The 17944-nt window shown below is 69.8% G+C and carries 17 protein-coding genes and 4 pseudogenes; 9 read left to right on the forward strand and 12 right to left on the reverse strand.

Features of this window, described 5'->3' with window-relative positions:
* Positions 1 to 9 precede the first annotated feature (9 nt).
* The gene (locus tag ABZ453_RS25935) at positions 10 to 1623 is read right to left on the reverse strand and encodes an IS256 family transposase (RefSeq protein WP_359018166.1); all 1614 of its coding nucleotides are present in this window, start codon (positions 1621 to 1623) and stop codon (positions 10 to 12) included.
* A 112-nt stretch (positions 1624 to 1735) separates the two neighbouring features.
* Between ABZ453_RS25935 and ABZ453_RS25940 the strand changes: the two are divergent.
* Positions 1736 to 1969: pseudogene (locus ABZ453_RS25940) on the forward strand (IS5/IS1182 family transposase); the annotation flags it as partial.
* A gap of 183 nt (positions 1970 to 2152) precedes the next feature.
* Here ABZ453_RS25940 and ABZ453_RS25945 read toward each other — a convergent pair.
* The 3 genes and pseudogenes from ABZ453_RS25945 to ABZ453_RS25955 all read right to left on the reverse strand — a co-directional run.
* Complete coding sequence (locus tag ABZ453_RS25945; RefSeq protein ID WP_359018168.1) at positions 2153 to 2611, reverse strand: hypothetical protein; 459 nt, start codon at positions 2609 to 2611, stop codon at positions 2153 to 2155.
* A gap of 20 nt (positions 2612 to 2631) precedes the next feature.
* Entirely contained in the window at positions 2632 to 3429 is a 798-nt protein-coding gene (locus ABZ453_RS25950) for a hypothetical protein (protein ID WP_359018170.1), read from the reverse strand.
* 367 nt (positions 3430 to 3796) lie between these two features.
* Positions 3797 to 4366 (reverse strand): annotated as a pseudogene (locus tag ABZ453_RS25955) (tetratricopeptide repeat protein); the annotation flags it as partial.
* Between the two features lie 10 nt (positions 4367 to 4376).
* Here ABZ453_RS25955 and ABZ453_RS25960 point away from each other — a divergent pair.
* Positions 4377 to 4782, forward strand: a pseudogene (locus ABZ453_RS25960) (tyrosine-type recombinase/integrase); the annotation flags it as partial.
* A gap of 7 nt (positions 4783 to 4789) precedes the next feature.
* On the opposite strand, the gene sodN reads toward ABZ453_RS25960, so the two are convergent.
* On the reverse strand, positions 4790 to 5185 hold the full coding sequence (gene sodN / locus ABZ453_RS25965) for a superoxide dismutase, Ni (protein WP_004983535.1): 396 nt from the start codon (positions 5183 to 5185) through the stop codon (positions 4790 to 4792).
* A 145-nt stretch (positions 5186 to 5330) separates the two neighbouring features.
* Between sodN and sodX the strand changes: the two genes are divergently transcribed.
* Positions 5331 to 5762 (forward strand): nickel-type superoxide dismutase maturation protease, encoded by a 432-nt coding sequence (gene sodX, locus ABZ453_RS25970; RefSeq protein WP_359018263.1) that lies wholly within the window; start codon positions 5331 to 5333, stop codon positions 5760 to 5762.
* Here sodX and ABZ453_RS25975 read toward each other — a convergent pair.
* Positions 5648 to 6295: a CGNR zinc finger domain-containing protein gene (locus ABZ453_RS25975; protein ID WP_359018171.1), complete on the reverse strand. Its 648-nt coding sequence runs from the start codon at positions 6293 to 6295 to the stop codon at positions 5648 to 5650. The two genes, sodX and ABZ453_RS25975, sit on opposite strands and share 115 nt — an antisense overlap.
* A gap of 113 nt (positions 6296 to 6408) precedes the next feature.
* On the opposite strand from ABZ453_RS25975, the gene ABZ453_RS25980 reads away from it, so the two are divergent.
* Positions 6409 to 7182 carry a methyltransferase domain-containing protein gene (locus ABZ453_RS25980; protein WP_359018173.1) on the forward strand — a complete coding sequence of 258 codons (774 nt, stop codon included), beginning with the start codon at positions 6409 to 6411 and terminating at the stop codon, positions 7180 to 7182.
* 70 nt (positions 7183 to 7252) lie between these two features.
* Here ABZ453_RS25980 and ABZ453_RS25985 read toward each other — a convergent pair whose 3' ends face one another.
* From ABZ453_RS25985 to ABZ453_RS25995, 3 genes are read right to left on the reverse strand one after another with little or no spacing between them, the layout of a single operon-like run.
* Entirely contained in the window at positions 7253 to 8005 is a 753-nt protein-coding gene (locus ABZ453_RS25985; RefSeq protein WP_165954883.1) for an amino acid ABC transporter ATP-binding protein, read from the reverse strand.
* A gap of 50 nt (positions 8006 to 8055) precedes the next feature.
* The gene (locus ABZ453_RS25990) at positions 8056 to 8991 is read right to left on the reverse strand and encodes an amino acid ABC transporter permease (RefSeq protein WP_359018175.1); all 936 of its coding nucleotides are present in this window, start codon (positions 8989 to 8991) and stop codon (positions 8056 to 8058) included.
* A gap of 32 nt (positions 8992 to 9023) precedes the next feature.
* A complete protein-coding gene (locus ABZ453_RS25995) occupies positions 9024 to 9989 on the reverse strand; it encodes an ABC transporter substrate-binding protein (RefSeq protein ID WP_359018177.1) in 966 nt (321 codons plus the stop codon).
* A 571-nt stretch (positions 9990 to 10560) separates the two neighbouring features.
* Between ABZ453_RS25995 and ABZ453_RS26000 the strand changes: the two genes are divergently transcribed.
* The 4 genes from ABZ453_RS26000 to ABZ453_RS26015 all read left to right on the forward strand — a co-directional run bounded on the left by ABZ453_RS26000 (position 10561) and on the right by ABZ453_RS26015 (position 13810).
* Positions 10561 to 11784: an NADP-dependent malic enzyme gene (locus tag ABZ453_RS26000; protein ID WP_356772976.1), complete on the forward strand. Its 1224-nt coding sequence runs from the start codon at positions 10561 to 10563 to the stop codon at positions 11782 to 11784.
* Between the two features lie 172 nt (positions 11785 to 11956).
* Positions 11957 to 12922: a zinc-binding dehydrogenase gene (locus ABZ453_RS26005; RefSeq protein ID WP_133044595.1), complete on the forward strand. Its 966-nt coding sequence runs from the start codon at positions 11957 to 11959 to the stop codon at positions 12920 to 12922.
* 106 nt (positions 12923 to 13028) lie between these two features.
* Entirely contained in the window at positions 13029 to 13238 is a 210-nt protein-coding gene (locus ABZ453_RS26010) for an HTH domain-containing protein (protein ID WP_016437953.1), read from the forward strand.
* Complete coding sequence (locus ABZ453_RS26015; RefSeq protein WP_359018181.1) at positions 13238 to 13810, forward strand: Clp protease N-terminal domain-containing protein; 573 nt, start codon at positions 13238 to 13240, stop codon at positions 13808 to 13810. Before ABZ453_RS26010 ends, ABZ453_RS26015 begins: the two co-directional genes overlap by 1 nt.
* A gap of 169 nt (positions 13811 to 13979) precedes the next feature.
* On the opposite strand, the gene ABZ453_RS26020 is transcribed toward ABZ453_RS26015, so the two are convergent.
* On the reverse strand, positions 13980 to 15038 hold the full coding sequence (locus tag ABZ453_RS26020) for a helix-turn-helix transcriptional regulator (protein WP_359018183.1): 1059 nt from the start codon (positions 15036 to 15038) through the stop codon (positions 13980 to 13982).
* Position 15039: 1 nt separating this feature from the next.
* Positions 15040 to 16068 carry a DUF4097 family beta strand repeat-containing protein gene (locus ABZ453_RS26025; protein WP_359018185.1) on the reverse strand — a complete coding sequence of 343 codons (1029 nt, stop codon included), beginning with the start codon at positions 16066 to 16068 and terminating at the stop codon, positions 15040 to 15042.
* 206 nt (positions 16069 to 16274) lie between these two features.
* Between ABZ453_RS26025 and ABZ453_RS26030 the strand changes: the two are divergent.
* Positions 16275 to 17173 (forward strand): annotated as a pseudogene (locus ABZ453_RS26030) (hypothetical protein).
* Between the two features lie 521 nt (positions 17174 to 17694).
* Here ABZ453_RS26030 and ABZ453_RS26035 read toward each other — a convergent pair.
* Positions 17695 to 17874, reverse strand: coding sequence for a DUF6104 family protein (locus ABZ453_RS26035; RefSeq protein WP_003992906.1), 180 nt, complete (start codon positions 17872 to 17874; stop codon positions 17695 to 17697).
* Between the last annotated feature and the right edge of the window lie 70 nt (positions 17875 to 17944).

Raw genomic sequence — 17944 nt, forward strand, 5'->3', positions numbered from 1 at the left:
ACGTCGACTTCAAGGCCGGCACCCTCCGCGTCGGGCGGCAGCGCCTCCAGGCCGGGAAGATCGGCCCGCCGAAGACCGCCAAGTCCCGGCGTACCGTCCCAGTCGGTTGTCCATACTGCCTTCGGGGAGGTAGCGGCGGGGGAAGGCGATCCATTCGTCGTGCATCTCGATGAGGACCGCGGTGGTGAGGCGTTCGAGGGCGTCAGGGTTGGAGAAGATCTGGACGACGTCGACACGGCGCTTTATCTCCCGGTTGACCCGCTCCAGAGGCTTCGTCGACTGGATCTTCTTCCAATGTCGCTCGGGGAAGTCCGCGAAGGCGGTGAGGTCTACCTTGGCCTCCAGGAGCATCGCCCTAACCTTGGGGAATTGCCGTCCAAGCATGTCGGCGACGGTCTCGAGCTGGGCGCGGACGGCGTCGGCAGTGGGCTGGGCGAAGATCGTGCGGATGGTCGCGGCCACCCCCATCTCGGCGGCGTCCTTGGGGATCACCGCAAAGACATTCCGCAGGAAATGAACGCGACACCTCTGGTAAGCGGCGCCGAGCATGACCTTGCGGACGGCTTTGACCAGGCCGCTGTGGTGGTCGGCGATGACCAGGCGGACACCGGTCAGCCCGCGCTCGCGCATGGAGCGCAGGAACTCGCTCCAGAACACCTCGCTCTCGCTGTCACCGACCATCAGCCCGAGGACCTCGCGTCCGCCGTCCTCGGTGATGCCGGTGGCGATGACCACGGCCTGGGAGACGATCTGGTGGTTCACGCGGGCCTTGCAGTACGTGGCGTCGAGGTAGACGTAGGGGAAGCGGGTGTGGTCCAGGGGCCGGGTGCGGAACACGCTCAGCTTCACGTCCAGGTCGCCGCAGATCCGGCGCTCGCCCGGTCCTCTGTTCTGGTCCCTGACGCCCTGTCGAACCCGATGGCCCCAGGCGAGTAGAGCCGAGGCGTCGTCGGTCCATTCGGGCGTACCGGTGACCTCGCCGTGCGGCTGCAGCCGTTCGATCAGCGCGTACCAGGCCTCGACGGCGAGGTCACCTCCGAGACCCGCCATGGGACGGAACCCCCACCATGTCGGCTGGTAGGCGACGAGGTACCCCCCCTGGACGCTCGGTGACGGGGAGAGGCCCGGATCGGTGTTGATTTGGCGCTCGGACAGGGTCTTCAGCACCTCCTGCTCGATCCAGCTCTTGCAGGCGGTGAGTTCGGGCGCCAGTTCGTCCACCCGCTGCCAGGTTGCCTCGCTCCAGGGCCCCATCCCCACCGTGGAGCCGAGCACATGGCGCATCCGCTGTGCGCAGGCCTCGTTGACCGTCTGCGCCAGTGCAACCCAGGAGGCCTTCTGCTCACCGCGCCGGATGAGCACCGGGACCCAGATGTGGTCCCGGCCGGCCGACGTCAGTCGGAACGAGTATGTCTCTTCGCCGTCGTGGTTGGAGAAGCCTGCGGACAGTATTTCGGGTAGTGGGATGCGCGCGGTGCGCCATAGCCCCGGGGGTCTGAACCGCCGGGTGATGGTGACCGTCACCCCGTCGAACACCACCCGGGTCCGGAGCGTCCCGGCCTTCAACGGTCGCGGGCCCGGCTCCTGACGAGTCACCTTCGCCGAGGTCTTCTCCTGGGCCAACGTCTCCTCCTGAGGACGGGAGGCACTCCTGGATCACCCGGAGCCCGTATTCATCGGGTTACCCCACATCAGCTCCGGTCATTCGGGCCAGAACTCGGCCCAGTCCCGCCCCCGCAAGCGCGGCATCCGAGCGGTGATTTCGTTCCCGGAGGACCAGCGAGGCCACCGGCTGCGACGAGGCAGGCCACCGGCCCTCGACCGCGAGACCTGCAAGCAGCGCAACACCGTCGAGCGATGCATCAACCACCTGACGTGGCGTGGGCTCGCCACCCGCTGTGAGAAGACCGCAACCATCTACCTGGCCGGACTCCATGTGGCAGGCCTCTTCCTCTGGTCCGCCCGCTGATCCAAACGAAACCGCCTAGTAGTGCTTCGTTAGGTTCTGGTTCTGCCGGTTTTGAGGGGGCGGCCGCAGGTGCTGCAGGTGCCGGTCCAGCACGTCAGCAAGTCTTGTAGTGCGTCGAGGGTCAGATGCCGCAGGCGTGTGTGTTGGGATCAGTGCTCGTCGACGGGTTGTCCTTCCGCGGGGTCAGCGGGGGCCGGCCCAGAAGTGGCGGACGTAGTGGCGGCCGCTGCGCCAGGGGAGGCCGGGGCCTCGGACCCCGTCCTCGTGCCACCAGTGCAATATGGCGTAGACGGAGAGCAGGATGCCGGTCAGGAAGCCGAGGGTGAGGAGGGGCATTGCGTCGCCGTCCGGGCCGGTACCGATCACGCTCAGGGCGCACGTCACGACCAGGGCCAGGCCGAGGCCGGAGGCGAGGAGCCAGCCGAGGCGCCAGAGCTTGGTGGCGGTGAGGCTGAGTACGGTGATCGCGACGGGGTCGCCGCAGGTGGCGCAGGAGAGTGTGGCTCGGTGGGCGCCGGTGGCGGGACGTTCCAGGCCGATGGGATGGTTTCTGTCGACCCGAATCCGGGACGACCCAAAGGCGGAGTCCGACACCAGGTGCACGTACGGCGTCGACGGTACGTGTCTCAGTTTGCGCGGCATGACCTCTCCTTTCGAACGGATCATCTAGTTATCAGCAAGTTCGCCACGGTGTCGACCAGTTCGGGGATTCCGCCCATCTCGACGCGGAGGCCGTCCGCGGTTCGGCCCTCAGATACGGCGCCGCCGCAGGCCCGGACCACGGCGAGGCCCGGAGCGGTCGGGTCCGGGTCCTGGCCGAGGCCGAGGTAGGCGGCGAGATGCTGGCCTTGGGCCACAGAGGCGAGGTCGGAGAGCGGGGACCCGGAGATGCGGAACTCCGGTACGGCCGGGGCGAGATCGGCCAGGAGACGGAGTGCCTGGCTCCGGTCCTCTCCCCCGACCGGGAGGGCGATGGCCAGTGTCTGGGCCGGATCGAGATGCCGGGAGACCAGGGGCGTGGACAGGTCGCCGGGGTGGTCGAGGTCGGGAAGGGTGCCGACGAGACCGGAGGGGCCGAAGCCGATTGCAGAGTCGAGGGTGAGGCGCTCCAGCTTGAGGAGATGGGCGGCCACGATTGTGCCGCCAAGTTCGGCAGCGACGCCGATGGCGTGGTGGGGGCGCACCGCGAAGCGCCATTCGGAGCCGGGGAGCTCGGTGATGCCGTCCAGGGGATTCACCAGCCAGCGGACCTCGTCCGGGACGGCGGGGGCGGTGGCCGCCAGGGACTCCTGGATAGCGGCGGCGCTGACGCGGCGGAGGTTGGCCGCGAGGCTCGTCGTTTCGAGCAAGAGTGCCGCCAGGCGCTGTGGGTCGTCGCCGATGTCCGAGGTGAGGGCGTTGTGTCCGGCCTCGGCCGCACTCAACACAGCCAGGTGGAGCGTGTTCAACAGGTCTTCCACTGTGCACTCCTGACGGACTGGGTTTGGCCGGCAACAGTCAACCGCAGGGCAACTCCTCGCTTCGCCAAGGTGTGTGCGAACTGCCCGCGCGACGTTCCGTTGGCGAGACGACGGCCGCCGGGCAGGGCGGTTGCAGGTTCCGGGGGCGTGCGCCTGCTCGGGTTGTGACCCGTTGGGGCGCATGGCAGGGCAGGCATGGGCTTCGTGATCATTGTGGTGTCTAAGTGGTCAAGTTTAAAAGTCCTTGACTGCGAAGTCGGTGTTGTGGGTGTCGCCTGGTCAGATGCCGTGGGTGGCGAGGTGGAGGTGGCTGGCGCAGTCAAGGGCGTCGGGGCGCCAGCGAGGATGCCGTTGGGCAGGTCTTCGTGGGCGCGGCGGTGTCGGCGAGGTAGGCCGTGACCGTGGTCAGGCCGTGGCCGCCACCGAGGCGTTCATCAGCCGCATTGAAGGCTGCGGTGATCTGCCGTACGACTTCCACGTCCTCGATCCCGACCAGCGAGCTGCCGGTGCGGGCCCGCAACATCCGGGCGGTGGCCTCGTGGTCGTAGAAGAGCGGCATGGCCACCCCGGCCGTGATGAAGGCAGCCACGGCTGGGAAACGGCGGCGTTCGACGTCGGCACGGCCTAGATCGGTGGCGGCCAGAACAGGATCGGGCTCCTGCGCCACCGTAGTTTCGGGTGCTCGAAGGCCGATCTCGGCCAGAGTGATGGGGCGGCCTGCCCGTCGGGACAGCGCCTCAGCGAGGTACTGGCCGGTCCGTCCGGTCGGCTGGGGTGTGCCGTTCACCCAGTGCGAGACGGCCGACTTCTTGGTCTGGAGGATCTCGCCGTTCTCGGCCGCGATACGCCGGATGTCCTTCGCCAGAGCCTCGAAGGTGCAGCCGATCCCCTGGATCACCTCACGCAGGCGGGAGTTGGGACCTCTCGGCGCTGCCACGATCGCCTCCGCCCTCCTCACGCACCTCGCCGCACGCCCCTCCAAGGAGTGCTGTTCACGATGGAGGAGGGCGAGCCCCTCAACTACCGTCGCTGGAAGACGGAGTGGAACTGCGCTCGCAGGACGCTCCACTCAGCGGAGAACGAGGCGGCCGAGCGCGAGGGCCGCAAGCCCGTCGAGCTGCCGCACATGGTGACCCACGACCTGCGCCACTTCTACGCCTCCGCCCTCATCGCCGGCGGTGCGAGCGTCAAGCAGGTCCAGCTGGTCCTCGGCCAGTGCGGATCTACGCACACCTGTGGCCAGGCGAAGAAGACCGCACCCGGACCGTCATGGACGCCGTTCTCGGCGGCCTGCGGACCGGGTGCGGACAGATAGGCGATGTGACCCGAGAAACCGCAGGTCAAACGGCCTAGCCATAGATCAAGCCTTCTTGGTCTCCCAGAAGATCTTGTCGATCTGGGCGATGTAGTCGAGGGCCTTCTGGCCGGTGGCCGGGTCGGTGGACGCCTTGGCGGCCGACAGGGCCTTCAGGGTGTCGTTGACCAGCTGGTGCAGCTCCGGGTACTTCTCGAAGTGCGGGGGCTTGAAGTAGTCGCTCCAGAGCACCGAGACGTGGTGCTTCGCGAGCTCGGCACGCTGCTCCTTGATGACGGTGGCACGCGCCTGGAAGTGCGGGTCGTCGTTGCCGGCCATCTTTTCCTGGACGGCCTTCACGGACTCCGCCTCGATGCGGGCCTGGGCCGGGTCGTACACACCGCAGGGCAGGTCGCAGTGCGCGCTGACCTTGACCTTGGGGGCAAACAGGCGGGAAAGCATGAAGCGTTCCTTCCTCGTGATCGTCTTCTCAGGTGCGACATTACTCCTTGGAGAAGGCGATTTGGCGAGTGCCCCCCGGGGCTTAGGACAAAAGTCCGGGGTCAGACTGAGACTGGTGGAGGAACGGACAGGGGAGGTGCCGGGGATGCCGGAGCTGTCGCAGGACATCGAGCGCGGAAGGCCGCTGCTGCCCTTCGGGGTGGCCGAGGTGACCGGCCCCTCGATGGTGCCCACGCTGCATCACGGGGACCGCCTCGTGGTCCAGTACGGAGCCAGGATCCGCCCCGGCGACGTGGTGGTCCTGCGACACCCCTTCCAGCAGGACCTGCTCGTCGTCAAGCGGGCCGCCGAGCGCCGCGAGGGCGGCTGGTGGGTGCTCGGCGACAACGCCTACGCGGGTGGCGACAGCACGGACTACGGCACCGTCCCGGAGGACCTGGTGCTGGCCAAGGCGCGCTTCCGCTACCGCCCGCTGCCCCCTCGGCGCTCGCCGCTCGCGCTCGTGCGCTGGGCGTGGTCGGCCGCGAGGCCCGTCCTGTCCGACCGGTCGGCCTCCAGGCGTTTGCGGGCGCGGTAGGCCGCCACGTTCGCCCGGGTGGCGCACCGGTCCGAGCAGTAGCGCCGCGAGCGGTTGGTGGAGGTGTCCAGGTAGGCGTTGCGGCACGGCGTCGCCTCGCACAGGCCCAGCCGGTCCACGCCGTACTCCGTGAGATGGAACGCCAGCCCCATCGCCGCGATCGCCGCGTACCCCGCGGTCGCGTTGGAGGGGTGGTCCGCCAGGTGCATGTGCCACAGCGGACGGCCGTCGTCGTCGCGGTGGTCGTGCCCGGAGATCTGCGGGCTCACGGGGAACTCCAGCAGCAGCGAGTTCAGCAGGTCCACCGCCAGCGTCTCGTCGCCCTTGTCCGCCGCCTCGAACACCGACCGCAGCCGCGCCCGGACCGAACGGAAGCGGGTGACGTCGGCGTCGGTGGCCCGCCGGGCCGCCGACTGGTTGGCGCCGAAGAGGTCGCGGACCGCCTCGATGGAGGTCAGGGAGTCCTTGCCCCGGGCCGGCTCCTCGGTGTTCACGAGGCGTACGGCGTAGTCCGAGTAATAGGCCAGTTCCACTTGTAGTCCTTACCGAGGCGCTCTATGGTCATGGGTGGGATAAGTAACGGCTGCCTACGCTCCCAGGGTATTACGCGACGGGCGTTCCGCGGCTGAACGGAGAAGGGGACTCCATGACCACCACGACCGGAACCGGTACGACGGGCACCGACTGGCAGGCCTGGCAGCAGAGCTGGGACCGGCAGCAGGAGTGGTACATGCCGGACCGCGAGGAGCGCTTCCGGACCATGCTGGACATGGTCGAGGCCTTCGTCGGCCGTGAGCCGCGCGTCCTCGACCTGGCCTGCGGCACCGGCAGCATCACCGCCCGCCTGCTCGACCGCTTCCCGAACGCCAGCAGCACCGGCGTCGACCTCGACCCGGCCCTGCTCACCATCGCCCGCGGCACCTTCGAGGGCGACGACCGCGTCACCCTCGTCGAGGCCGACCTCCAGGACCCGCGCTGGCCGGAGCGGCTGCCGTACGACACCTACGACGCGGTGCTCACCGCCACCGCCCTGCACTGGCTGCGCAGCGACCCCCTGACGGTCCTGTACGGCCGGATCGCCGGACTCGTCCGCCACGGCGGTGTGTTCATGAACGCCGACCACATGCCCGACGACACCACACCCCGGATCAACGCGACCGAGGCCACCCACAGCCGCGCCCGCATGGAGCGGGCGATGCGCGACGGCGCCCTCGACTGGGCCGAGTGGTGGGCCCTGGCCGCCAAGGACCCGGTCCTCGCCGCCCCCACGGCCCGCCGCTTCGAGATCTACGGCGCCCACGCGGACGGCGAGATGCCGTCGGCGGCCTGGCACGCGCGCGTGCTGCGCGAGCAGGGCTTCGGCGAGGCCCGCGCGGTGTGGGCGTCACCCTCGGACACGCTGCTGCTGGCCCTGAAGTAGCCGGCCAACGAGAAGGGGCGGTACGGGAGTTCCGTACCGCCCCTTGGCCGTCGTACCGCCGGAAGGACCCTCAGAGCACCTTGGACAGGAAGGACTGCGTCCGTTCGTGCTGGGGGTTCGTCAGGACCTCGCGGGGGTGGCCGGACTCGACCACCACACCGCCGTCCATGAAGACGAGGCTGTCGCCGACCTCGCGGGCGAAGCCCATCTCGTGGGTGACGACGACCATCGTCATACCCGACTCGGCGAGGTCGCGCATGACGTCGAGGACGTCACCGACCAGCTCCGGGTCGAGGGCCGAGGTGGGCTCGTCGAAGAGCATCAGCTTCGGGTCCATCGCGAGCGCCCGGGCGATCGCGACACGCTGCTGCTGGCCGCCGGAGAGCTGCGAGGGGTAGCTGTCGGCCTTGTCGGCCAGGCCCACCCGGTCAAGGAGCTGCCGGGCGCGTTCCCGGGCCTCCGCCTTGTTCTGCTTCTTGACCTGGACCGGCGCCTCGATGACGTTCTCCAGCGCGGTCATGTGCGGGAACAGGTTGAAGCGCTGGAAGACCATGCCGATGTCCCGGCGCTTGAGGGCCACCTCGCGGTCCCGCAGCTCGTACAGCTTGTCGCCCTGCTGGCGGTAGCCGACCAGCTCCCCGTCGACGTACAGCCGGCCCGCGTTGATCTTCTCCAGGTGGTTGATGCAACGCAGGAAGGTCGACTTGCCGGAGCCGGAGGGGCCGATGAGGCAGAACACCTCGCCCGACCGCACCTCCAGGTCGATGCCCTTGAGGACCTCGAGCGGGCCGAAGCTCTTGTGCACGCCCTCGGCCTTGACCATCGCGGTGGATCCGTCGCGGGGGACGGCGTCCGTCTTGCTCGGCTCGTCGGTCATGCCGTGACCTTCCTGCTCGAGAAGGTCGTCAGGTGCGCCCTGACCTTCTGCCACGGGGTCGGCGGCAGGGCGCGGCTCGACCCGCGCGCGTAGTACCGCTCGATGTAGTACTGGCCCACGCTGAGCACGGACGTCATGATCAGGTACCAGGCCGCGGCGAGGAAGTACATCTCCACCGGGGCACCGGAGTTCTGGCCGATGTCCTGGGCGTAGCGGAACAGCTCCGGATACTGGACGGCCGCCACGAGCGAGGTCGTCTTCAGCATGTTGATGACCTCGTTGCCCGTCGGCGGCACGATCACGCGCATCGCCTGCGGAATCACGATCCGGCGCAGTGTCTTGCCGTAGCTCATGCCCAGCGCGTGGGCCGCCTCGCTCTGGCCCTCGTCGACGGCGAGCAGACCGGCGCGGCAGATCTCCGCCATGTACGCGGCCTCGTTCAGGCCGAGGCCGAGCAGCGCCGTCAGCAGCGGCGTCATGAAGTCGGACCAGTAGTTCTTGTAGATCGGCCCGAGGTTGACGTACTCGAAGACCAGGCCCAGGTTGAACCAGAGGAACAGCTGGACCAGGACCGGGGTGCCGCGGAAGAACCAGATGTAGAACCAGGCGATCGACGAGGTCACCGGGTTCTTCGACAGCCGCATGACGGCGAGGATGATGCCGCCGACGATGCCGATCACCATCGACAGGACCGTCAGCAGCAGGGTCTTGTAGACGCCGGTGAGGATGCGGTGGTCGAAGAAGTAGTCCGGTACCGCGTGCCAGTTGATCTTGCCCTGGCTGAACGCGTAGATGATCGAGACGAGGATCGCGATCGCGATGACGGCGGTCACGTACCGCCCGTAATGCCGGACCGGGATGGCCTTGATGGCCTCCGGCCCGGCTGACGGCGAACCCTTCGGTCCGGCCGTCCTGTCGATATCAGAAGTCACGGGTATTGCCTCTCAGTGCCCGCTGGGCGCGATCACTTGCCGCCGTTGATCACGGACTCCTTGACGGCGCCGTCCTGTGCGCCCCACTTGGCGAGGATCTTCTCGTACTCGCCGCTCTTGATGACCGCGTTCATCGCGGCCTGCAGCGCGTCCCGCAGCTGGGTGTTGCCCTTGCCGACCGCGATGCCGTACGGAGCCGCCTCGACCTGGTCGCCGACGATCTGGAAGTCCTTGCCGCCGCCGGAGGTCTTCACCGCGTACGCGGCGACCGGGAAGTCGGAGGAGGCCGCGTCCGCGCCGCCCGAGCGGAGTCGGGTCTGGGACTGCTGGTCGTCGTCGAAGGGCTCGATGGTGAGCTTCTTGCCGCTCGGACACTTCTTCGCCTCGGCCTTGGCCAGGTCCTCGGAGACGGTGCCGCGCTCGACGGCGAGCTTCTTGCCGCACAGGTCGGACCAGGAGGTGATGCCCTTGGTGTCGCCCTTGCGGGTGTAGATCGACACACCGGCGGTCAGGTAGTCGACGAAGTCGACGCCCTCGCCGACCTTCTTGCCGGTGTCGGGGTCGACACCCTCCTGCCGGTTCTTGTTGTCCGTCATCGCGGACATCGCGATGTCGTACCGGTTGGAACGGATACCGGTGAGCAGGGCGTCGAACGTGCCGTTCTGGAATTCGAACTTCACGCCCAGCTGCTTGCCCATGGCGGCCGCCAGGTCCGGGTCGAGACCGACGACGTTGCCGGAGCTGTCCTTGAACTCGACCGGCGCGTAGGCGATGTCCGAGCCGACCCGGATGACGCCCTTGTCGCGGATGGAGGCGGGAAGCTTGCTCGCCAGCGGGGCGGAGCTCGCCTGCGCGCTGTTGCTGCTGCCGCCCTTGTCCTTGTTCTTGGTCTGGTCACCGCAGCCGGTGAGAATCAGGGCGCCTGCGACCGCGATCGCACCGACCGCGGCCAGACGGTGGTGCGCGGCGGTCGTACGACGGGTGGAGCGTGCGGTCATCTTGGGTTCCTCCGGCGGATGGGTGGAGTTGCCGATGGGTCGACGAGAACACACACCTTCGGGTGTCGCGACCTCGTGGGTTTACCGCATCCTGCCATTCGGACGGAGCCGTTCAGGGGGCCGATGATGTCAAAATCGGATAACGGGTGACCCCCGAACCGCACCAGGTCAGGACAACACGGCAGGACCATCTACGGGAATCCCTCATTCCGGCCGGAGGATCTCCGGCGTGTCTCGGGATGCGGAACAGGGCCGCGAGGTGTTGATCACTGCTCCACCGCCGGTCAGGCGATCGTCGAGGACGTGTAGGCACAATTCGTGACGATTCTCTTCGCCTGCGCGTGACCTTCGGTGCCCGAAGTGTGACCTTGCACTTAATGGACTCGTCCTCGACGCGGTCGTCCGGTAAGAAGGTTCTTTACACCCCTCATCCGGGGCTCGAGGCGCGTGTGCGGCGCGCCCGTCGCGTATGACCCGTACGCATCAACAGATCGGGGCATGCGCGGTCCCGCCCACTTCTCACCAGGAGTGGCCACCCTCAAACCAATGAAGATTTAAGGGGTAAAACAAAGTGGCAGCGGAGATCGTCAATCCTCGCAGCGACAGCAGTACGGACCAGGACGGCGGGGCCGAGCCCCTCGATTCCTTCGATCCGGCGTTCGCGCTGCACCGTGGCGGCAAGATGGCCGTGCAGGCCACCGTGCCCGTCCGGGACAAGGACGACCTGTCCCTCGCATACACACCCGGCGTCGCGCGCGTGTGCACCGCGATCGCGGAGAAGCCGGAACTGGTCCACGACTACACATGGAAGTCGTCCGTGGTGGCCGTCGTCACCGACGGTACGGCCGTGCTCGGGCTCGGGGACATCGGCCCCGAGGCCTCCCTCCCGGTGATGGAGGGCAAGGCGATCCTGTTCAAGCAGTTCGGCGGCGTGGACGCCGTGCCGATCGCGCTGGACACCACCGACGTCGACGAGATCGTCGAGACCGTCGTGCGGCTCGCTCCGTCCTTCGGCGGGGTCAATCTGGAGGACATCTCGGCACCCCGGTGCTTCGAGATCGAACGCAAGCTCCAGGAGCGGGTCGACATCCCGGTCTTCCACGACGACCAGCACGGCACGGCGGTCGTGACGCTGGCGGCGCTGCGCAACGCGGCCCGGCTCACCGGGAAGGGCCTCGCGGACCTGCGGGCCGTCATCTCCGGTGCCGGCGCGGCGGGTGTCGCCATCGCCAAGATGCTCGTCGAGGCCGGTATCGGCGATGTCGCCGTGGCCGACCGCAAGGGCGTCGTCTCGGCGGACCGGGACGACCTGACGGACGTCAAGCGCGAACTCGCCTCCTTCACCAACAAGGCCGGTCTCACCGGGTCGCTGGAGGCGGCTCTGGAGGGCGCGGACGTCTTCATCGGCGTCTCCGGCGGTACGGTCGCGGAGGAGGCCGTCGCCTCGATGGCCGAGGGCGCGTTCGTCTTCGCCATGGCCAACCCCAACCCCGAGGTGCACCCCGACGTCGCGCACAAGTACGCGGCCGTGGTGGCGACCGGGCGGTCCGACTTCCCGAACCAGATCAACAACGTGCTGGCGTTCCCGGGGATCTTCGCGGGCGCGCTGCAGGTGCGGGCCTCCCGGATCACCGAGGGGATGAAGATCGCCGCCGCCGAGGCGCTGGCGGGTGTGGTGGGGGACGACCTCGCCGCTGACTACGTCATCCCGTCGCCGTTCGACGAGCGGGTGGCCCCGGCGGTCACGGCCGCGGTGGCCGCCGCGGCCCGCGCGGAGGGCGTCGCCCGCCGCTGACGTGCCGTCGGCCCTGAATGGCCTCGCCCGTTCGGGCGGGGCCGTTTCTTTGCCCACGTGCACGCCCAGTCGGGTGATGGCGGGTGGCGCCGACCGGCGTTCCTGGCAAGAGGGTGTGTGTCACAGGGCCGCACGGTTCCGTCGGTTCGGGTCGGCGCCTATCGTCAAGGTCATGTTCGCCGTCTACGCCGCCCGAATCGACCGCGACCAGCCGCTCAACGGCCTTGAACTGGGGGAGCGTCCGGCTCCCGAGGCCCGGCCCGGCTGGAGCACCGTCAACGTCAAGGCCGCCTCCCTCAACCATCACGACCTCTGGTCGCTTCGGGGCGTCGGCCTCCCGGAGGACCGGCTGCCGATGATCCTCGGCTGCGACGCCGCCGGTGTCGACGAGGACGGCAACGAGGTCGTCCTGCACTCCGTGATCGGCCAGAGCGGGCACGGAGTCGGCCCCAGGGAGCCCCGCTCCATCCTCACCGAGCGCTACCAGGGCACCTTCGCCGAGCAGACCGCCGTGCCCACGTGGAACGTCCTGCCCAAGCCCAAGGAGCTCTCCTTCGCGGAGGCCGCGTGTCTGCCGACGGCCTGGCTGACGGCCTACCGCATGCTCTTCACCAACGCCGGTGTACGGCCTGGTGACTCGGTCCTCGTGCAGGGCGCCGGCGGTGGTGTCGCGACCGCCGCGATCGTGCTCGGCAAGGCCGCGGGACTGCGGGTGTTCGCGACCAGCCGGGACGAGGCCAAGCGGAAGCGGGCCGTGGAGCTGGGGGCCGTGGAGGCGGTGGAGTCGGGGGCCCGGCTGCCCCAGCGCGTGGACGCCGTCATCGAGACCGTCGGTGCCGCCACCTGGTCGCACTCCGTCAAGTCCCTGCGCCCCGGCGGCACGCTCGTCATCTCCGGCGCCACGAGCGGCGACCGGCCCTCGCACGCCGAACTGACCCGCATCTTCTTCCTCGAACTCAAGGTCGTCGGCTCGACGATGGGCACCAAGGACGAGCTGGAGGACCTGCTCTCCTTCTGCGCCGCGACGGGCGTGCGTCCCGTCATCGACGAGGTGCTGCCGATGGACCGGGCCCGGGAGGGCTTCGAGCGGATGGAGTCCGGCGAGCAGTTCGGAAAGATCGTGCTCACCAACGACTGACGGTCTCTGTCGCTTCGTCAGCCGACGGCCGGCCCGAATCGGGCCGGCCGTCGGCGTTTGTCAACCGGGGTTGACGTGCGCCGTGCTGTCAACGTAAGTTGACAGCATGACCGAAGCAACGGATCTCGCCGAGCGCGCCGGCGACCGCGATCCACGGGTCGGACTGCGCGCCGTCGCCGCTCTGCGCAGGCTGCTGGAGCAGTTGGAGGCGGTGCAGGTGCGCAGTGCGCGCAACCAGGGCTGGTCGTGGCAGGAGATCGCCGCGGAACTCGGAGTCAGCAGGCAGGCCGTGCACAAGAAGTACGGGAGGCATTGATGTTCGAGCGGTTCACGAGGGACGCCCGCGAGGTGGTGCAGAACGCGGTCGAGCACGCGGAACGGACGGGGGCACGGACCGTCGACCCCGACCATCTGCTGCTCGCGCTGCTGGACAGGGAGGGCAGCAGGGGCTCGTTCGCGCTCACCTCGCTCGGGTTGGACGGTGAGCGCAGGGAGTCGGTGCGGCGCGCGGTGACCGAGGCGCGTCGGCGGGCGGGCCTGTCCCGGGCCGAGGCCGACGCCCTCGCCGGGCTGGGCATCGACGTGTCGGAGATCGTCGCCCGGGTCGAGGAGGTGCACGGCGTCGGGGCGATGTCCGGCGACCGCAGTGACAGGGGCTGGTGGTCGCAGGGGCGCCGCACCTTCGGGCGGGCCGCCAAACAGGTCCTCGAACGCGCCCTGCGCTCGGCCGTCGCCCACGGCGACCGGCACATCGGCGATGAACACCTCCTGCTGTCGCTGACCCTGCTGCCGGGCGTCCCCGCCGAGGTCCTCGCCGACCACGGAGTGACGTACGAGGCGCTGTCCCGGATCCTCCACGGCGGGCCCGGCGAGGCGAAGGCCGGCTGAACGGGGCGCCGGTCAAGCCTCCCTCTCGCCTGACGCCTGACGCCTGACGCCTGACGCCTGACGCCTGACGCCTGACGCCTGAGGCCTGACGCCCGGCGGCAAGGTGGCCCGCTTCCTCTGGCAGTGCGGCTCAAGTCGGCCCTGCCCGAGGGAGGCGGTCCGTCGGATCTCAGCTTCTCGGCGAGCGCAGTATCGCCCCGATGTGCGCCGCCGCCGTGGACAGATGGCGGCGGGCGTCGCGGAACTGGTCGTCCGTGACGCCGTGGTCGCGGGCGGCGTCACGGATGTCGTCCCGGAAACGGTCGAGCAGACGGTCGAGGTCGCGGGCTGGTTCCCCGGTGGCGTCCTCGTGCGCCCAGGCCGGCTCGTACTCGGCGGGGAAGTCCTCCGGTGTGTGCGAGTACTCCGGGCGTGGCGCGGAGGCGCCGCTGCCGCCTCGTCCGAAGCCCAGGTCCTTGCCGAACTCCTTGCCGAAGTTCATCCCGAAGTCGCCGAACTCCTTGGCCAGTTCGGTCAGTCCCTCGCGCACCCCGGCCGGCCAGTCACCCCGCGCGAAGTGGTCCTGCACCTGATCCTGCACCCGCTTGGCGATGCGCTGCACCTCCTCCTGTGCCTGTGCCCGGGCCCGCTCCTGCGCCTCCTTGGCCTGACGCCGGGCCCGCTGGGCCTCCTCACGCGCCCGCCGGCTCTCGTCCTTGGCGCGCCGGGCCTGCTCCTTCCACTCCTGCTTGACCCGCCGCATCTCCTCCTTGGCGGCCTGCCAGGACTCCTTGTCGGAGTACTCGGCGAAGTCCCCCGGCGGACCCTCCTGTCGGCCGCGCCCCCTGCCGCCGGGGCCGCCGCGTGCCTCCGAGGCCGCCGCGCGCATCTCGCGCCGCAGATCGCCCGCGGCGCCGCGCACATCGGCCTGGATCTCGGCGGCGAGCTCCGCCACCGACTCCCGGATCTCCAGCTCCAGATCGGCCAACTCGCCGCTGCGGTCGGCCAGTTCGGCGCGACCGGCGTCCGTGATGGCATACACCTTGCGGCCGCCCTCGGTGGTGTGGGTGACCAGGCCCTCGGCCTCCAGCTTGGCGAGGCGGGGGTAGACGGTGCCGGCCGACGGTGCGTACAGGCCCTGGAACCGCTCCTCGAGGAGACGGATCACCTCGTAACCGTGGCGCGGCGCCTCGTCCAGCAGCTTCAGCAGGTAGAGACGCAGGCGGCCATGGGCGAAGACGGGGGGCATGTCAGAGCACCTTCTTGTCGGTCGTGCCGTCGGCCGGGGCGTCGCTCGCGCCGTCACCCTGGCCGGAAGCGGAATTATCCCCCGAGTCGCTGTGTCCTCCGGCCTCGGAGGTGTCCGCGGGGCCGGTCCGTCCGCTCGCGTCCGAGGTCCCGGGGCCGGCCTTCGGTGGCGTGTCCTCGACCAGCGGGCCGATGTCCTCCGGCTCCACGTCCCACGGCTCCTCCTCGACCGGCGGCCGTCGCAGCAGCGCGATCGAGCCCGAGACGGTCGTGGCCTTGAGCCTGCCGTTGCCCGCGCCGAGCCGGCCGGTGATCCGCTTGGCGCCCCACTGGCCGCTGACCCTCAGGTCCTCGAAGGCGTTGGAGACCGAGCCGCTCGCGGTGTTCGCCTCCACCTCGGCGTCCGCCGGGTGCGGCAGCCGGATGGCGATCTCGCCCGAGACGTTCGCCAGGGTGATGTCGGTCGGCCGGCTCGTCGGGTCCAGGTCGACGATCATCGAGCCGCTCACCGAGTCCGCCTTGACCGAGGAGCCCGCCTCCACCACGGTCAGATCGCCCGAGACGGAGTTGAAGCGGAGGTCGCCGCGCAGGGCCTGCGCCTCCACGTTCCCCGAGACGGTGTCGGCGCGCACCGCGCCGGTGAGCCGCACGAGCGTGGTGTCGCCGGTGACGCCCTTGACCTCCGTGCGTCCCTCGATGCCGGAGACCACGGCCGCGGCGCCCACCACGCCCACCTCCACGCGCGTGTCGGCCGGCACAGCGAGGGAGACGACGGCGCTGCGCCGCCAGCCCTTGCGGTCGAGCCACTTGAGGAAGCCCTTCCAGGGGAGGTCCTCGTAGGCGACGGTGAGGGTGCCGCCCTGCTGGGTGACCACCAGGGGCGGTCCCTCGATCTCGGAGACCTCCAGGCGTGCGGAACCTTCGTCCGTGCCCACCACGTTCACCGTTCCGTTGACGATGCGTACGTGCAGTTCCCTCACGGGCTTGTCGAACGTGAGCTTCCTCGGCTCCCCGACGGACCACTCGGACATGATGCGGACCTCCCCGTCCCAACGCGCCATATCGCGTCTTCTGCTATTCACGATATATCGCGGGCACGGAAAGTCAAGACACCCTTTCGGGGGAGTGGCCGGCACGGCGACAGGTGACAGGGCGACAGGTGACAGGACGAGAGGCGAGAGGGTGGCGGTCCGGCTCACAACAGGACCGAAGGGTCGAACCGCTCTAGCGTGTGACCATGTCGACGGAAGCCTTCCGCACCGGTCCGGCCGCCGTGTCCGCGCCCGGCGCCCTCCTGCTGTGCCGCGCCCGGCCGGAGTCCGTCGTCCCCGTGGCACAGCTCCTCCACGAGCACATGCTGCTCACCCGGGCCGGTGACGACTGGAGCGTCCTGGTCCCCGAGGGCACGCCCTGGCTGAACGGCGGGGAACCCGTCGACCGTGTGCTGACCGGCTGGGCCACCGCCCTCGCCGTGGGCGCGCCCTGGCCCGTGCTCGCCCTGTGGTGGGACGCCGACCGGGCCGGTTACATCCTCGGGTCGGGCTTCCGCCGCCCCGTCGGCTACGTCTGGCTCGCCAACGGCACACCGGCCGGCGAGGACGAGGCGATGCGCACCTTCGCCGGCCGCCTGGGCCTGGATCCGGTCCTGGACGTCCAGGCGCTGGACCACCTCACCAAGCCCGACCGGGTCGCCGACGCCCGGGCCCGGCTGCGCGCCCTGCTCGCCGTCCTCACCCGCGCGGGAGTGTCGTTGCCGGAGGGGATGGCACCCGGCGAACCCGCGGACCGCCTGCGCGAGGCGGCCCGCGCCCGCTCGGACACCCGCCCGGTCGACCGGCGGGACTGCACGGGGCAACCGACACGCGCCCGGAGGGGACCGACGCGCGCCCGGCGGCGGCCAATGAGGCGACCGACACGCGCCCTGAGGTGACCGAGGGTGGCCGCCAGGCCCCTCGCCTGCCCTGGCCCGGCCTGCCCGGCCCCCGCGCCCTGGCCCTTGCTCAGGTGGCGGCAGGCATCCCGCTCACGGCCTGGGGCCTACGGCGCCGCAACGGTGGCTGGATCGCGGCGGGTGCGCTGCTGCTGGCGCACGGGGCGCTGGGGCTGACGTACGCAACGGTGTGGCCGTGGGACTGAGGACCCAGGGAGACCACGAACGCGCACCATGCGGCGGCTCCGCACGCAGGGCAGGCCCGGCTACCCGTCGCCCTCGCTCAACACCCCCGCGTCCGCCGGCACACGTCGTCGTCCACGAGCACCGCGACCGATGACCAGCCGTCGTCCTCGGGAACGAGAGCCGCACGGCGGCTGCCGGTCGTGTTGGCTCACGTGCCGTGTGCCGTGTGCCTGGCGGCTGCCGGTCGCTCTCGCCCATGAGCTGGTCGTCCTCGCCCACGAGCCATGCGCCTGGCGGCTGCCGGTTGTCTTGGCTCACGTGCCGTGTGCCCGGCGGCTCTCGCCCACGAGCCATGCGCCGGTGGCCGGTCGCCCTCGCCCACGAGCCGTAGGCACTCGTTCACGAGCCATGCGCCCGTCGGCGTCCGATCGTCCCCGTCCACACGTTCGGCACCCACCGGCGACAGGTCGCCCCCGTCGACGAGCCCGCGCCCCGCGGCCACGCGCCGTCCCCACCCGTGAACGACCCCCGCGACCCGTGGCTACTCGTCGTCCTCGTCGTCGAGGCGGGCCAGCCATGTGGCGAGGCGTTCCACCGGTACCTCGAAGTCCGGGTTCAGGTCGACGAACGTTCGCAGCTGCTCGGCGAGCCACTCGAAGGTGACTTCCTCCTCGCCGCGCCGCTTCTCCAGTTCTTCGATGCCTCGGTCCGTGAAGTACATGCTGCCAAGGATAGAGGCGCGCGGGTGCGCAAACGGCAGGGCCGCACCCCCCCACCAGGGGGTGCGGCCC

It is taken from the genome of Streptomyces sp. NPDC005799 (assembly GCF_040630525.1).
Taxonomy (GTDB): domain Bacteria; phylum Actinomycetota; class Actinomycetes; order Streptomycetales; family Streptomycetaceae; genus Streptomyces; species Streptomyces griseorubiginosus_B.

Excerpts from the sequence above, each read along its gene's own strand:
- ABZ453_RS26020 (WP_359018183.1), bottom strand. The coding sequence starts at position 15,038 with ATGCCCCCCGTCTTCGCCCATGGCCGCCTGCGTCTCTACCTGCTGAAG.
- ABZ453_RS25995 (WP_359018177.1), bottom strand. The coding sequence starts at position 9,989 with ATGACCGCACGCTCCACCCGTCGTACGACCGCCGCGCACCACCGTCTG.
- sodX (WP_359018263.1), top strand. The coding sequence starts at position 5,331 with ATGCCGGAGCTGTCGCAGGACATCGAGCGCGGAAGGCCGCTGCTGCCC.
- sodN (WP_004983535.1), bottom strand. The coding sequence starts at position 5,185 with ATGCTTTCCCGCCTGTTTGCCCCCAAGGTCAAGGTCAGCGCGCACTGC.
- ABZ453_RS26015 (WP_359018181.1), top strand. The coding sequence starts at position 13,238 with ATGTTCGAGCGGTTCACGAGGGACGCCCGCGAGGTGGTGCAGAACGCG.
- ABZ453_RS26035 (WP_003992906.1), bottom strand. The coding sequence starts at position 17,874 with ATGTACTTCACGGACCGAGGCATCGAAGAACTGGAGAAGCGGCGCGGC.
- ABZ453_RS25985 (WP_165954883.1), bottom strand. The coding sequence starts at position 8,005 with ATGGTCAAGGCCGAGGGCGTGCACAAGAGCTTCGGCCCGCTCGAGGTC.
- ABZ453_RS26025 (WP_359018185.1), bottom strand. The coding sequence starts at position 16,068 with ATGTCCGAGTGGTCCGTCGGGGAGCCGAGGAAGCTCACGTTCGACAAG.
- ABZ453_RS25945 (WP_359018168.1), bottom strand. The coding sequence starts at position 2,611 with ATGCCGCGCAAACTGAGACACGTACCGTCGACGCCGTACGTGCACCTG.
- ABZ453_RS25980 (WP_359018173.1), top strand. The coding sequence starts at position 6,409 with ATGACCACCACGACCGGAACCGGTACGACGGGCACCGACTGGCAGGCC.
- ABZ453_RS26005 (WP_133044595.1), top strand. The coding sequence starts at position 11,957 with ATGTTCGCCGTCTACGCCGCCCGAATCGACCGCGACCAGCCGCTCAAC.
- ABZ453_RS26010 (WP_016437953.1), top strand. The coding sequence starts at position 13,029 with ATGACCGAAGCAACGGATCTCGCCGAGCGCGCCGGCGACCGCGATCCA.